Below are 15,249 nucleotides of genomic sequence, written 5' to 3'. Positions count from 1 at the left end.
GTATCGGAATACAATACAGATGATTGCCGCCCCTTCCCCCGGATCTTCCCATCGGCCGCGCCGCGTCGCGCTGGCGGGCTTCGTGCATGAAAGCAATTCCTTTGCCCCCAGCCCCGCCGATATGGAGGCGTTTCGCAAGGGCGGTGGCTATCTGCCTTTGTCGCGCGGAACCGAAATCCTGAAGCGGGCGCGGGACGTGAACCTGCCGGTCGCGGGCGCGCTCACCCATGCCCAGACGGCGGGCTGGCAGCTTCTGCCGATTCTCTGGGCGGGTGCGGTGCCCTCGGCCCCGGTCACGGCCGAGTGCTATCTCGCGATCACGGATGAGATCATCGCCGGGCTGGAAAGGGCGGGTCCGCTGGACGGGGTCTTTCTGGACCTGCATGGCGCGATGGTCGCCGAAGGCGCCCCGGATGGTGAAGGAGAGCTTCTGGCACGGGTGCGCGACGCGGTCGGACCCGATGTGCCCGTCGTCGCGGCGCTGGACCTGCACGGCAACATCACTCGCAGGATGGTCGAGGCGGCGGATGCCCTGGTCGGCTTTCGCACCTATCCCCATGTCGACATGGCCGAAACCGGCCGCCGCGCCGCGGTCGAGCTGGACCGGCTGATGGCGGGAGCATCGAACCACAAGGCGTTCCGGCAGCTTGATTTCCTGATCCCGATCGCCTGGCAGTCGACATTGGGCGAACCGGGCGCAAGGCTTTACGCGCTGGCGGCGCAGGATCGCCCCGACCTGCACAGCGCATCTCTGTTCATGGGCTTTCCGGCGGCTGACTTCGCGGATTGCGGCCCCTCGGTCGTGGCCTATGGCGCGACGCCGGACGCGGCCGGGGCCGCTGCCGACCTGATCGCGGCAGCGGTCATCGCGGCCGAGCCGGAATTTGCCGGCCGCGCCTTCGCCCCCGAAGACGGCGTGCGCGAGGCGATGCGGCTGGCCGGGGCCGCGACCCGCCCCATCGTCATCGCCGACACCCAGGACAATCCCGGCGCGGGCGGCGACAGCGACACGACCGGGATGCTGCGCGCGCTGGCCGCCTGCAACCCCGACCGCGCGGCGATCGGCCTGATCACCGACCCGGCGGCGGCGCGGGCCGCGCATCAGGCCGGGCCCGGCGCGGTGCTGCATCTGGCGCTTGGCGGCAAGTCCGGCATTCCCGGCGACGCCCCGTTCGAGGCGCAGTTCACCGTCGAGACCGTCTCGGACGGCCGCCTGCACGCCACCGGCGGCTATTACGGCGGCGCGCATCTGGACCTTGGCCCCTCGGCCTGCCTGCGGCTGGGGGGAATCCGTATCGCCGTCACCTCGGAAAAGGCGCAGATGGCGGATCGCGAAATGTATCGCTTCCTTGGCATCCAGCCCGAGGAACAGGCGATCCTTGTCAACAAGAGCTCGGTCCATTTCCGCGCCGATTTCCAGCACATCGCCGAGACGATCCTGACCTGCGTCGCGCCCGGTCCGATGCCGATCAGCCCGGCCAGCCTGCCGTGGCGCCACCTGCGCCCCGGCATCCGGCTGGAACCGCAGGGAAAGCCCTTCGCACCCTGAGAAGAAACCCGCGAATCCGGCGCCACGACCGGAGCGCATTCCCCGTAACCCGACAGAGAGGAAGACCATGTTCAACAGACTGACGGCGGCCCTGCTGGCCTCGACCATGATGGCGGGCGCGGCCTGGGCGGAAACCACGGTGACCGCCGTGATGCATTCGGGCCTGCGCGTGCTGGACCCTGTCATCACGACCGCGCATATCACCCGCGATCATGCCTACATGATCTATGACGTGCTGATCGCGCAGGATGCCGAGTTCAAGCCGCAGCCGCAGATGGCGGACTGGAAGGTCTCGGACGACCAGAAGACCTATGTCTTCACCCTGCGCGATGGGCTGAAGTTCCATGACGGCGCGCCGGTGACGGCGGCGGACGCGGTCGCCTCGCTGGAACGCTGGGCCAAGAAGGACGCGGGCGGCCAGATCATCATGGACCGGACCGAAAAGCTTGAGGCGACGGATGACAAGACCGTCACTTGGGTTCTGAAGGAACCCTTCGTGCCGATGCTGGACGTGCTGTCCAAGCAATCCGCACTGCCGCCCTTCATCATGCCGGCCCGCGTGGCGGCGACCCCGCCCGACCAGGCGATCACCGACTATACCGGCTCGGGGCCGTTCAAGTTCGTCGATGCCGAATTCCAGCCGGGGATCAGCGTCACCTATGCCAAGAACACCGATTACGTTCCGCGCAGCGAGCCGGCCAGCTGGATGGCCGGCGGCAAGGTCGTGAATGTCGACAAGGTGAAATGGGTGAACATGCCCGACATCCAGACGGCCGTGAACGCGCTGTCGGGGGGCGAGATCGACTATATCGAGCAGATGCAGGTCGACCTGATCCCGCTGCTTGAAGGCGATCCCAACATCGCCGTCGAGGTGCGCGAGCCAACGGGTATGCAGACCATGGCGCGGATGAACTTCCTGCACCCTCCCTTCGACAACGAAAAGATCCGGCAGGCGGCGCTGAAGGCGATCTCGCAGGAATCGGTGCTGGCCGCGATGATCGGCAATCCGACCTATTACCAGATCTGCGGCGCGCTGCTGGGCTGCGGCACCCCCCTTGGCTCGGAAACCGGGGCCGAGACGCTGACCAAGGGCGCCAGCATGGACGAGGCCAAGGCGCTGCTGAAGGAGTCGGGCTATGACGGCACGCCTGTCGTGCTGATGGCGCCCACCGACATGGTGGCGTTGGCGACGCAGCCGGTCGTCATCTCGCAGATGCTGCGCGACGCGGGCTTTACCGTCGACATGCAGCCGATGGACTGGCAGACGCTGGTGACGCGCCGCGCCAGCCAGTCGGCCCCGGCCGAGGGCGGCTGGAACATGTTCATCACCAACTGGATGGTGCCCGAGATCTCGAACCCGATCTCGAACCCGATGCTGATCGGGCGCGGCGACAGCGCCTGGTTCGGCTGGCCCACCGATGACACGATCGAGCAGCTGAAGGCCGATTACATCGCCGCCGCCGACCCGGAAGCGCAGAAGGCCGTGGGTGAAAAGATCCAGGCCCACGCGATCCAGACCGTGCTGGAGGTGCCGCTGGGGCAATACACCCTGCCCCAGGCGCGGCGGACGACGATCACCGAGATGCTGCCTTCGCCCGTGCCGGTCTTCTGGAACCTGAAGAAGGCCGAGTAAGGCCCGGTTCCCTTGGGGGGCGGCATGCCCGCCCCCTTTCCATCTGGTCCGAACAGGGACATTCCGATGATAGGATACCTGCTGCGCCGCATCCTTGCCGTGATCCCGGTCATGCTGCTTGTCGCGGTCTTCGTCTTTCTGCTGCTGCGCCTTACGCCAGGCGACCCGGCCGCGATCATCGCCGGCGACATGGCGACCCCCGCCCAGCTTCAGGCCATCCGCGAGGCGATGGGCCTGAACCAGCCGATCCACATCCAGTTCGTGACCTGGCTTGGCCAGCTTGCACGCGGCGATCTGGGCACCTCGCTGATTTCGCACACGCCGGTTTCGGGAATGATCGCGGCACGGATGGGGCCGACGCTGTCCATCGCGCTGCTGACCATCCTGCTGTCCGTCGCGCTGGCGGTGCCGATGGGCGTTCTGGCCGCCTGGCGCCACCGCAGCGCCGCCGATTACGCGGTGATGACCTTCTCGGTCCTTGGCTTTTCGGTCCCGGTCTTTGTCATCGGCTATCTGCTGATCCTGGTCTTTTCGCTGAAGCTGGGCTGGTTCCCGGTTCAGGGCTTCACGCCGATCTCGGCCGGGCCGCTGCCCTTCCTGAAGAACGCCATCCTGCCCGCGCTGACCCTGACCACGATCTATGTCGCGCTGATCGCGCGCATGACCCGCGCCAACATGCTTGAGGTGCTGGGCGAGGATTACATCCGCACCGCCCGCGCCAAGGGCGCGCCCGAGCGGACGGTCCTGTTCCGACACGCCCTGCGCAATGCCGCCGTTCCGATCCTGACGGTGATCGGCACCGGATTCGCGCTGCTGATCGGGGGTGTCGTCGTGACCGAGACGGTCTTCAACATCCCCGGCATCGGCCGCCTGACCGTCGATGCCATCCTGGCGCGCGACTATCCGGTCATTCAGGCGATGATCCTGCTGACGAGCTTTCTTTACGTCCTCGTCAACCTGGTCATCGATCTCAGCTACAGCTTCTTCGACCCGAGGATCCGCTACTGATGTCCCAGACGCCCCGCCCCGTTTCGGCCATGCAGCCGATCCTGCGGATGATCCGCCTGCCGCAATTCGGGCTGGGTCCGCGGATCGCGCTGGTGGTCCTGCTGCTTATCGTCCTGGTCACGCTTTTCGCGCCCTGGCTTGCGCCCCATGACCCACTGAAGATGGACCCGCTGATGCGCCTGAAAGGTCCGATCGAGGGGCATCCCCTTGGCACCGACAATTTCGGCCGCGACATCCTGTCCCGGGTCCTGATCGGCGCGCGGCTGTCGCTGCTGATCGGGATCGCCACGGCCGTCGTCTCGGTGGTGGTCGGGCTGGTCATCGGCATGGTCGCGGGCTTCTTCCGCACAGCGGATGCCATCATCATGCGGATGATGGACGGGCTGATGGCGATCCCGTCGATCCTGCTGGCCATTGCGCTTGTCGCGCTGAACGGCCCCTCGGTCGGGTCGGTCATCGCCGCGATCACCATCCCCGAGATCCCGCGCGTCGTGCGGCTGGTCCGCGCGGTGGTCCTGTCCGCGCGCGAGGAACCCTATGTCGAGGCCGCCATTGCCCTTGGCTCGTCCATGCCCAAGATCCTGATCCGCCATCTGGTTCCGAACACGCTGGCGCCGCTGATCGTGCAGGGCACCTATGTCCTGGCCTCGGCCATCCTGACCGAGGCGATCCTGTCCTTCCTGGGCGCCGGCGTCAGCACCGAGACCCCGACCTGGGGCAACATCATGGCCGAGGGGCGGATGTTCTTCCGCATCAAGCCCGAACTGATCCTGTATCCCGGCCTGATGCTGTCGCTGTGCATCCTGTCGATCAACCTTCTGGGCGACGCCGCGCGGGACATGCTGGACCCGCGGCTGAAGAAACGCGCGGGGTAAGCCATGCTGTTCAAGTCACGCAATTTCGACACCGCGCAGGTCGCGCTTTCGGCCGAGAACCTGGTCGTCGACCTGCCCGAGACCCCGGGCCGCCCTCAGGTGCTGAAGGGCATCGACGTCACCATCCGGCAGGGAGAGACGGTCTGCCTGGTCGGGGAATCGGGTTCCGGCAAATCCGTCACCTCGCTGGCGATCATGGGGCTTCTGCCCCAATCGCTGAAGGTCGCGCAGGGCCGGATCAACCTGCAGGGCCAGAACCTGCTGCCGCTGACCCAGGCGCAGATGCGCGAACTGCGCGCCGCCCGCATCGCCATGATTTTTCAAGAGCCGATGACCGCGCTGAACCCGGTGCTGCGCGTCGGCGACCAGATCATGGAGGTGATGGAGCTGCATACCGGCCTTTCCGCCGCCGAACGCCGCGCCCGCGCCATCGCGATCATGGAGCAGGTTCACCTGCCCGACGTCCCGCGCATCTTCCAAAGCTATCCGCATCAGCTTTCCGGCGGCCAGCGCCAGCGCATCATGATCGCTATGGCACTGGTTCTTGAGCCGGTCCTGCTGATCGCGGACGAACCCACGACCGCGCTGGACGTGACCACGCAAAAGCAGATCCTGTCGCTGATCGACGAGCTTCAGTCCAGCCACGGCACAGCCGTCCTGTTCATCACCCATGACATGGGCGTCGTCGCCGAAATCGCAGATACGGTCTATGTCATGAAGCATGGCGAGATCGTCGAGAACGGCCCGGTCGAAGCCGTGCTGCGCAACCCGCGCGCCGAATATACGCGCAAGCTGCTGGCCTCGGTCCCCGGCCTGACGCCGCGCCCCTCGCGCCCGTCGGAACAGGAGATCGTGCTGAAGGTCGACCGGCTGAACAAGATCTATGGCAGCCGTGGGTTCCTGAAGAAGCTGCCCCAGGCCCATGCCGCTAAGGATGTCAGCTTTGCGCTGGCGCGTGGCCGGACGCTGGGCATCGTTGGCGAATCCGGCTCGGGCAAGTCCACCGTCGCGCGCTGCATCATGCGGCTGATCGATCCCAGTTCCGGCCGGATCGAGCTTGACGGGCAGGACATCGCCAGCCTGTCGCGCGGCCGTCTGTGGCCGCATCGCAAGAAGCTTCAGGTCGTGTTTCAGGATCCCATGCGCTCGCTGAACCCGCGCTGGACCATCGCACAAAGTCTGATCGAGGGGCCGCTGAACTATGGCACCCCGCGCGCCGAGGCCCTGGCCGAAGCGGCGCGGCTGATGGGAGTGGTCGGGCTGCCCAAGGATGCGCTGACCCGATATCCCCACCAGTTCTCGGGCGGGCAGCGCCAGCGCATCGCCATCGCGCGGGCGGTGATGATGCGCCCCGACGTGCTGGTTGCGGACGAGGCGGTGTCGGCGCTGGATGTCTCGGTCCAGGCGCAGGTGCTGGACCTGCTGGACCAGCTTCAGCGGGATCTGGGCATCGCGATCGTCTTCATCACCCATGACTTGCGCGTGGCCGCCCAGATCTGCGACGAGGTGATCGTCATGCAGCGCGGCGCGGTGGTCGAACAGGGTCCGGCGGCCGAGGTGCTTGGCGCGCCCGCCCATGCCTATACCCGCGCCCTGATCGAGGCCGCCCCCGGCCGCGATTGGGATTTCCAGAATTTCAAAGCCATGAATGAGGTCCGTGATGCCAACCCTGCCTGAGATCGAGGCCGACGCGCCCGCGCTTGAAGCCATCTTCCGCGATCTGCACGCCCATCCCGAGCTGGGTTTCGAGGAGGTCCGCACCTCGGGCGTTGTCGCCGCAAGACTGCGCGAATGGGGTTTCGACGAGGTGCATGAGGGCGTCGCAAAGACTGGCGTGGTCGGCATTCTGAAGGGGCGTGGCGACGGCAACCGCCGGATCGGCCTGCGCGCCGACATGGACGCGCTGCCGATCAACGAGGTCGCCGCCCTCGACTATGCCTCGCAGAATGCGGGGCGGATGCATGCCTGCGGCCATGACGGCCACACGACAATGCTGCTCGGCGCGGCGAAATATCTGGCCGCCAGCCGCAATTTCGACGGCAGCGCGGTGTTCATCTTCCAGCCGGCCGAGGAAGGTCTGGGCGGTGCGCGCGGCATGATCGCCGAAGGATTGTTCCAGCGATTCCCCGTGGACGAGGTCTATGGGATGCACAACCAACCGAACGGCCGCCCGCGCCGCGCCACGATCACCAAGGGTCCGGCCATGGCGGGGGCGTCCTTCTTTGACGTGACCGTCACCGGCAAGGGCAGCCATGCCGCGATGCCCCATCAGTCGCGCGATGCGCTGGTCGTCGCCTCGACGCTGGTCGGCCAGTTCCAGACGATCCTTGGCCGGAACATGCCGCCCCTGCAAAGCGGCGTTTTGTCGGTGACGCAGATCCATGCCGGCAGCGCCTATAACGTCGTGCCCGAAACTGCTGCGCTGGCCGGCACCATCCGCTTCTTCAAGCCCGAGATCCGCGACCTGATGCAAAGCCGCATGCGCGAGATCTGCACGGGTTTCGCGCTGGCCCATGGCGTCAGGATCGAGCTGCAGTTCCGCGAGATCTTCGACGTCCTGCTGAACGACGCCCTGCTGTCGGACGAATGGATGGCCGCCGCGGTCGATGTTCTCGGGGCTGGCAACGTCACCGACGATGCCGAGCCCGCGACCGGCTCCGAGGATTTCGCCGACATGCTGCAGGTCGTGCCCGGTGCCTATGGCAATCTGGGACATGCGGGGACCGTGCCGCTGCACAATCCGGGCTTCGTGCTGGACCCCGCGATCCTGCCGGTCGGCGCCTCGATCTATGCCCGTATCGTCGAACGCCGCCTGCCGCTGGAGAATGCCGCATGAATCCGCTGAACCTGCCCTTCGATGCCGAGGAGATGCTGACCGGCCTGCGTCCCTGGATCGAATGCGAAAGCCCGACCTGGGACGGCGCGGCCGTCAGCCGGATGATGGCGCTGGCGGCGCGCGATCTGTCCGCCATCGGTGCCACGGTCGAGACGATCCCCGGCCGCATGGGCTTTGGCGATTCGATCCGCGTCAGCTTTCCCCATCCCGACCAGGGCAAGCCCGGCATCCTCGTGTCCGGGCACATGGACACGGTCCATCCCATCGGCACGCTGGAAAAGCTGCCCTTCCGGCGCGAGGACGGGCTTTGTTTCGGCCCCGGCATCATGGACATGAAGGGCGGCAACTATGTCTTCTTCGAAGCCATGCGCCAGATCACCCGTGCGGGCTGGACGACGCCCCTGCCCGTCACCTTCCTGTTCACCCCGGACGAAGAGGTCGGCACCCCCGCGACCCGCGGCTTGATCGAGGATGCCGCCCGCGGCCAGCGCGCCGTGCTGCTGCCCGAACCCGCCTCGCCCGATGGCGGCGCGGTGATCGGACGCTATGCCATCGCCCGCTTCAACCTGCTGACCGAGGGTCGTCCCAGCCATGCCGGCTGGGCGCTTCGCGAGGGTCGTTCGGCCATCGCCGCTATGGCGCGCAAGATCCTGGAGGTCGAGGCGATGACGACCGAGGATTGCACCTTCTCGGTCGGCGTGATCCATGCCGGGCAATGGGTGAACTGCGTCAGCTCGGAATGCCGGGCCGAGGCGCTCAGCATGGCCAAGCGGCAGCAGGATCTTGACCACGGCGTCGCCGCGATGATGGCGCTGGAAGGCGAAGAGAACGGCGTCGCCTTCAAGGTCACGCGCGGGGTGACACGCCCCGTCTGGGAACCCCAGCCCGGCACCATGGCGCTTTACGAGATCGCCCGCACCATCGCCGCCGATATCGGCTTCAAGCTGAACTGCGGCTCTGCCGGCGGCGGATCGGACGGGAACTTCACCGGCGCGATGGGCGTGCCCACGCTGGATTCCATTGGCGTGCGCGGCAAGGGCCTGCATACGCTGGGCGAGCATATCGAGGTCGCAAGCCTGGCCGAGCGCGCGAAGCTGGCGGCGGGACTTCTGATGAACATCCGTTGACCCCGCCCGCCGGCCCGGCTTTTATGCCGGCCGACTGAATGGGGGGAACTACTGATGGGCATCATCCTTGGCGCCATCGCCGACGATTTCACCGGGGCGACGGACCTGTGCAGCACCTGGGTCAAGGCCGGGCTGCGCGTCGTCCAAGTGATCGGCATCCCGGAAGCGGGCCAGACGCCCAGGGATGCCGATGCCGTCGTCATCGCACTGAAATCGCGCACGATTCCGGCGGATCAGGCGATTGCGCAATCGCTGGCCGCGCTGGACTGGCTGAACGCGCAGGGCGTGCGGCAGGTGGTGTTCAAATACTGCTCGACCTTCGATTCGACGGCGGCGGGCAATATCGGCCCGGTGACGGACGCGCTGCTGGCGGCGATGGGGCAGGATTTCACCGTCGTCTCGCCGGCCTTCCCGCGGAATGGGCGCACCATCTACAAGGGCAACCTGTTCGTGGGCGACCTGCCCCTGGCGGAAAGCCCGATGAAGGACCATCCACTGACGCCGATGCGCGATTCCAGCCTGATCCGACTGATGGACGCGCAGGCCCAGGGCCGGACCGGGCTGGTGCCGCTGCAAACAGTGCGGCAGGGCGCGCCGGCGATCCGCGCCGCATTTGACCACCTGCGCGGCGAAGGTTTCCGCTATGCCGTGCCGGACGCGGTCGAGGATGAGGACATGATCGCCCTTGGACGCGCGCTGGACGGCATGGCGCTGGTCACCGGCGGTTCGGCCGTCGCGATGGGCCTGCCCGCCAACCTGCGCGACAGCGGCGATCTGGGCGCGGCGCTGCCCCCGCGCCTGCCCCGCTCGCAAGGTCGCGCGGTCGTGCTGGCGGGCAGTTGCTCTACCGCGACGCGCGCGCAGATCGCCTATGTGACACCGCTTTGGCCGACGCTGAAGCTGAACCTGGACCGCATCGCGGCGGGCGAGGATATCGCCGCCGAGGCGCTGGAATGGGCGGTCGCGCAGACCGGGCCGATGTTGATCTATGGCTCTTCCGACCCCGCCGAGGTGGCGGAAAACCAGCGCCGACATGGCACGATGGAAGCGGGCGAGATGATGGAGCGCACGCTGTCCACCATCGCGCGCGGTCTGCTGGAACGCGGATTCGCACGGTTCCTGGTGGCGGGGGGCGAAACCTCGGGCGCGGTCATCTCGGCCTTGGGCGTCACCGCGCTTGAGATCGGCCCCGAGGTTGCGGCAGGCGTGCCGTGGTGCGGCGCGACGGTCGGGGACCGCGAACTGGCGCTGTGCCTGAAATCCGGTAATTTCGGCGGCCCCGAGATGTTCACCCAGGCGCTGGAGATGCTGGATGACTGAATCGAAACAGCGCGAAGACATCGCGCGGCTTGCGAAATCCCTGTTCGACCGGGGCCTTACCTTCGGTTCCTCGGGCAATATCTCGGTCAGACTTGAAGATGGTTGGCTGATGACGCCGACCGGTTCCAGCATGGGGGCCATCGACCCGGCGCGGATCTCGCGGCTGGATCTGGCGGGAAATCTGCTGTCGGGCGACAAGCCGACCAAGGAAAGCTTCCTGCACATGGCGATGTATGGCCGCCGCCCGCGCGCAGGGGCGATCGTGCACCTGCATTCGACCCATTCCGTCGCGGTCAGCTGCATGCATGACATCGACCACCGCGACGTGCTGCCGCCCCTGACCGCCTATTACGTGATGCGAGTCGGCCGCCTGCCGCTGATCCCCTATTTCGCGCCCGGAGATCTGGATCTTGCACGCGCGGTCGAGGAAATGGCCTCGGATCATCACGCCGTGTTGCTGGCGAACCACGGGCCGGTGGTGGCGGGAAAATCGCTTGAGGACGCCGTCTATGCGACCGAAGAGCTTGAAGAGACAGCAAAGCTGTTCCTGGCGTTGCGGGGAATGCGGACTCGCCCGCTGACCCCCGAACAGGTCGCGGATCTGGAGCGTCGCTTCCCCCGCGATTTTTAAGGTGGACGCCCGAAATCGGCGGGGCTAGAAGCGGCCCCCCGCGCCCCTTGGGGCAATACAACCACCATCAGAAACAGGACCAACCCCGCAACCTGACGGTTGACAATTGCATCTTTGCCACGCGACTCGCGAAACCCGGCGTTCTTTGTTTGGACCACAACATATGGGTAGCGAAGCAAAGCGTGTCTCTATATACTGGGTGAACGCGCTTGCGGCACGAGTCGAACCGGATCAGTTTCCGGTCGGCTTACCGGCTCGAAATGCAACTGTAGGTGGTTGGTGATTTGCAGGTTCCTGCGTGAATTTTACGCGGGATGACTGGCTGTCGCCGCTGCGCGCGGACCGAGACAAAAGAGTATGAGAAAAGGACCACAGGCAATGAGCATCACTGTCTATTCCAAGCCCGCCTGCGTGCAATGCACCGCGACGACGCGCGCGCTCGATGCGCGGGGGCTGGCCTACGATATCGTGGACCTGACCGAGGATGACGCGGCCATGCAGCTGGTCACCTCGCTCGGCTATCGCCAGGCTCCGGTCGTGATCGCCGGCGAAGAGCACTGGGCGGGCTTCCGCCCGGACATGATCGGCCGTCTTTCCTGATCCGGACCGATGGGCGGGCTTGTCTATTTCTCCTCGGCTTCGGGGAACACGGCGCGCTTCGTGACGCGGCTTGGCCTGCCAGCCGGCCGCATCCCGATCTCGCCCAAGGACGCGATGCCCGCGCCCGACCTGCCCTTCGTGCTGATCTGCCCGACCTATGCCGATGGTGAAGGCCGGGGCGCAGTGCCCAAGCAGGTGATCCACTTCCTGAACGATGCGGGCCGCCGGTCCCTGCTGCGCGGCGTCATCGCCGCCGGAAACCGGAATTTCGGCGCGACCTTTGCCTTGGCAGGGCGGGTGATCGCGGACAAGTGCAAGGTGCCCGTGCTCTATCGTTTCGAGCTTGCGGGAAATGACGAAGATATTGCCCGCGTCGATGCGGGGCTCAACAAATTCTGGGGGACAGAATGCTTGACGATGGCGTAAAGGCCGAGCTGGACTATCACGCGCTGAACGCGATGCTGAACCTTTACGACAGTGAGGGTCGCATCCGCTTTGACGCCGACCGCAAGGCGGCGCATCAGTATTTCCTGCAGCATGTGAACCAGAACACCGTCTTCTTCCATTCGCTGGACGAGAAGCTCGATTACCTGGTCGAAGAGGGTTATTACGAACCCGAGGTGCTGGACCAGTATTCCAAGAACTTCCAGCGCGCGATCTGGGATGCCGCCTACAAGCGCAAGTTCCGCTTCCCCACCTTCCTGGGCGCGTTCAAGTATTACACCAGCTATACGCTGAAGACCCGCGACGGTCAGCGCTATCTTGAGCGTTACGAGGACCGCGTCGTGATGGTCTCGCTGGCGCTGGCGCGCGGCGACGAGGCGCTGGCCATGCGCTTCATGGAGGAGATGCTGTCCGGCCGCTTCCAGCCCGCGACGCCGACCTTCCTGAACGCGGGCAAGAAGTCGCGGGGCGAGCTGATCTCGTGCTTCCTGCTGCGCCTTGAAGACAACATGGAATCGATCGGGCGCTCGATCAACTCGGCCCTGCAACTGTCGAAGCGCGGCGGCGGCGTCGCCCTGATGCTGACGAACCTGCGCGAGGCGGGTGCGCCGATCAAGGGGATCGAGAACCAGTCCTCGGGCGTGATCCCAGTGATGAAGCTGCTGGAAGATTCCTTCAGCTACGCCAACCAGCTTGGCGCGCGACAGGGCGCGGGCGCGGTCTATCTGAACGCACACCATCCCGACATCCTGCGCTTCCTGGATACCAAGCGCGAGAATGCGGACGAAAAGATCCGCATCAAGACGCTGTCCTTGGGCGTCGTCATTCCCGACGTGACCTTCGAGCTCGCGAAGAAGAACGAGGACATGTACCTGTTCTCGCCGCATGACGTGGAAAAAGTCTATGGCGTGCCCTTCTCGGAGATCTCGGTCACCGAGAAATACGCCGAGATGGTCGATGACAAGCGCATCAAGAAGAAAAAGATCAACGCCCGCGCGTTCTTCCAGACGCTGGCCGAGATCCAGTTTGAATCGGGCTATCCCTACATCATGTTCGAGGACACGGTGAACAAGGCGAACCCGGTCCACGGCCGCATCACCATGTCGAACCTGTGCAGCGAGATCCTGCAGGTGAACGAGGCCAGCGAGTTCAACGAGGATCTCAGCTATTCCCGCATGGGGACAGACATCTCGTGCAACCTCGGCTCGCTGAACATCGCGGCGACCATGGACGGCCCGGACTTCGGCGCGACCGTCGAGGCCGCGATCCGATCGCTGACCGCGGTTTCGGAAATGTCCTCGATCGACTCGGTGCCCTCGATCCGGCGCGGCAATGACGAGGCCCATGCCGTCGGTCTTGGCCAGATGAACCTGCACGGCTTCCTGGCCCGCGAGCGCATCCATTACGGTTCGCCCGAGGGGGTCGAGTTCACCTCGGTCTATTTCGCCGCCGTCGCCTATCACGCGATCCGGGCGTCGAACCTGCTGGCGCGCGAGAAAGGCGCGACCTTCAAGGATTTCGAGAAGTCGAAATACGCCGATGGCAGCTTCTTCGACAAATATACCGAACGTGACTGGCTGCCGACCATGGCCGATGTCGCCCGCGTCTTCGAAGGCATGACCCTGCCGACCCGCGAGGATTGGGCCGCGCTGAAAGCCGAAGTGATGGCGACCGGGCTTTACAACCGCAACCTTCAGGCGGTGCCGCCGACCGGTTCGATCAGCTATATCAACAACTCGACCAGCTCGATCCACCCGATCGTCGCCAAGATCGAGATCCGCAAGGAAGGCAAGATCGGTCGCGTCTATTACCCCGCCGCCTTCATGTCGAACGAGAACATCGAATACTACCGCGACGCCTATGAGATCGGGCCGGATGCGATCATCGACACCTATGCGGCGGCGACCGAGCATGTCGACCAGGGCCTGAGCCTGACGCTGTTCTTCCCGGCCGAGGCCACGACGCGCGACATCAACCGCGCCCAGATCTACGCCTGGAAGAAAGGCATCAAGACGATCTATTACATCCGGCTGCGCCAGACCGCGCTGGAAGGAACCGAGGTCCAGGGCTGCGTCTCCTGCACGCTCTGATCCGCGCCGCTGCCGGAGGTTTTACACCCCCGGACCCCCGTAGGGTATTTGGAAAACGATGAAGGGGCTTTCGATGAAAGACCATGTAGCCACGCGGACGCCGCTGCGCGCCATCAACTGGAACCGTCTTGAGGATGAAAAAGACCTTGAGGTCTGGAACCGCCTGACCGTGAACTTCTGGCTGCCCGAGAAGGTGCCGCTGTCGAATGACGTGCAAAGCTGGGCGACGCTGCGCCCGGCCGAGCGTGAACTGACGATCCGCGTCTTTACCGGGCTCACGCTGCTGGACACCGTGCAGAACACCGTGGGCGCACCCTCGATGATGCCCGATGCGCAGACCCCGCATGAAGAGGCGGTGCTCTCGAACATCTCGTTCATGGAGGCGGTCCATGCGCGCAGCTATTCGTCGATCTTCTCGACGCTGTGCCTGACCAAGGAGGTCGACGAGGCATTCCGCTGGTCCGAGGAGAACCCGCATCTGCAAGCCAAGGCGCGGCTGATCCTTGAGGAGTACAAGGCCGGATCGGACCCGCTGAAGCGCAAGATCGCCAGCGTCTTTCTGGAAAGCTTCCTGTTCTATTCCGGCTTCTACCTGCCAATGTACTGGTCGAGCCGCGCGAAGCTGACCAATACCGCCGACCTGATCCGCCTGATCATTCGTGACGAAGCGGTGCATGGCTATTACATCGGCTACAAGTTCCAGCGCGCGGCCGAGAAGCTTTCGGCCGAGAAACAGCAGGAGCTGAAGGATTTCGCCTTTTCGCTGATGTTCGATCTTTACGACATCGAGCAGAAATACACCGCCGAGCTTTATGACGGAATCGGGCTGACCGAGGATGTAAAGGCCTTCCTGCATTACAACGCGAACAAGGCGCTGCAGAACCTCGGCTATGAGGCCCTGTTCCCGCCGGCCGCCTGCGAGGTCAATCCCGCGATCATGGCGGCGCTGTCGCCGGACAGCGAGAACCACGACTTCTTCAGCGGCTCGGGCTCGTCCTATGTGATCGGCAAGGCCGTCGCGACCGAGGACGAAGACTGGGACTTCTGAGCCTGAGGCTGCATCCCCCGACGCCCGCCCGGAACGGCGGGCGTCTTTCTTTCGCGGCTTGTGGGCCGTCGCGGAACGGCTAGTCTTT

General features: G+C 65.3%; 13 protein-coding genes. All 13 read left to right on the top strand.

Annotation, left to right across the window (positions count from 1 at the left end; translation table 11 throughout):
- Nucleotides 1-19: 19 nt before the first annotated feature.
- Complete coding sequence (locus RM190_RS06115) at nucleotides 20-1,549, top strand: M81 family metallopeptidase (RefSeq protein WP_311758532.1); 1,530 nt, start codon at nucleotides 20-22, stop codon at nucleotides 1,547-1,549.
- Nucleotides 1,550-1,616: 67 nt separating this feature from the next.
- Nucleotides 1,617-3,182, top strand: a complete 1,566-nt coding sequence (locus RM190_RS06110) for an ABC transporter substrate-binding protein (RefSeq protein WP_311758531.1) — start codon at nucleotides 1,617-1,619, stop codon at nucleotides 3,180-3,182.
- Nucleotides 3,183-3,248: 66 nt separating this feature from the next.
- Nucleotides 3,249-4,190, top strand: a complete 942-nt coding sequence (locus RM190_RS06105; RefSeq protein WP_311758530.1) for an ABC transporter permease — start codon at nucleotides 3,249-3,251, stop codon at nucleotides 4,188-4,190.
- Nucleotides 4,190-5,065 carry an ABC transporter permease gene (locus RM190_RS06100; RefSeq protein ID WP_311758529.1) on the top strand — a complete coding sequence of 292 codons (876 nt, stop codon included), beginning with the start codon at nucleotides 4,190-4,192 and terminating at the stop codon, nucleotides 5,063-5,065. The genes RM190_RS06105 and RM190_RS06100 overlap by 1 nt, the downstream gene beginning before the upstream one ends.
- Nucleotides 5,066-5,068: 3 nt before the next feature.
- Entirely contained in the window at nucleotides 5,069-6,742 is a 1,674-nt protein-coding gene (locus tag RM190_RS06095) for an ABC transporter ATP-binding protein (protein ID WP_311758528.1), read from the top strand.
- Nucleotides 6,726-7,901, top strand: a complete 1,176-nt coding sequence (locus tag RM190_RS06090) for a M20 aminoacylase family protein (RefSeq protein ID WP_311758527.1) — start codon at nucleotides 6,726-6,728, stop codon at nucleotides 7,899-7,901. The genes RM190_RS06095 and RM190_RS06090 overlap by 17 nt, the downstream gene beginning before the upstream one ends.
- Nucleotides 7,898-9,028: a M20/M25/M40 family metallo-hydrolase gene (locus RM190_RS06085; RefSeq protein WP_311758526.1), complete on the top strand. Its 1,131-nt coding sequence runs from the start codon at nucleotides 7,898-7,900 to the stop codon at nucleotides 9,026-9,028. The genes RM190_RS06090 and RM190_RS06085 overlap by 4 nt, the downstream gene beginning before the upstream one ends.
- Before the next feature lie 54 nt (nucleotides 9,029-9,082).
- The gene (otnK, locus tag RM190_RS06080) at nucleotides 9,083-10,348 is read left to right on the top strand and encodes a 3-oxo-tetronate kinase (RefSeq protein WP_311758525.1); all 1,266 of its coding nucleotides are present in this window, start codon (nucleotides 9,083-9,085) and stop codon (nucleotides 10,346-10,348) included.
- Nucleotides 10,341-10,979, top strand: coding sequence for a 3-oxo-tetronate 4-phosphate decarboxylase (gene otnC, locus RM190_RS06075; protein ID WP_311758524.1), 639 nt, complete (start codon nucleotides 10,341-10,343; stop codon nucleotides 10,977-10,979). Before otnK ends, otnC begins: the two co-directional genes overlap by 8 nt.
- A 378-nt stretch (nucleotides 10,980-11,357) precedes the next feature.
- Entirely contained in the window at nucleotides 11,358-11,579 is a 222-nt protein-coding gene (gene nrdH, locus RM190_RS06070) for a glutaredoxin-like protein NrdH (protein WP_311758523.1), read from the top strand.
- Between the two features lie 9 nt (nucleotides 11,580-11,588).
- Nucleotides 11,589-12,005, top strand: a complete 417-nt coding sequence (gene nrdI, locus RM190_RS06065) for a class Ib ribonucleoside-diphosphate reductase assembly flavoprotein NrdI (RefSeq protein WP_311758522.1) — start codon at nucleotides 11,589-11,591, stop codon at nucleotides 12,003-12,005.
- Nucleotides 11,987-14,113 (top strand): class 1b ribonucleoside-diphosphate reductase subunit alpha, encoded by a 2,127-nt coding sequence (gene nrdE / locus RM190_RS06060; protein WP_311758521.1) that lies wholly within the window; start codon nucleotides 11,987-11,989, stop codon nucleotides 14,111-14,113. The genes nrdI and nrdE overlap by 19 nt, the downstream gene beginning before the upstream one ends.
- 73 nt (nucleotides 14,114-14,186) lie before the next feature.
- Complete coding sequence (nrdF, locus tag RM190_RS06055) at nucleotides 14,187-15,161, top strand: class 1b ribonucleoside-diphosphate reductase subunit beta (RefSeq protein ID WP_311758520.1); 975 nt, start codon at nucleotides 14,187-14,189, stop codon at nucleotides 15,159-15,161.
- The last annotated feature ends 88 nt before the right edge of the window (nucleotides 15,162-15,249 follow it).

The organism is Paracoccus broussonetiae (assembly GCF_031854425.1).
Lineage (GTDB): Bacteria > Pseudomonadota > Alphaproteobacteria > Rhodobacterales > Rhodobacteraceae > Paracoccus > Paracoccus broussonetiae.
Note: the sequence above shows the minus strand (reverse complement) of the source record. Positions and strands in the feature narration are given on the sequence as shown.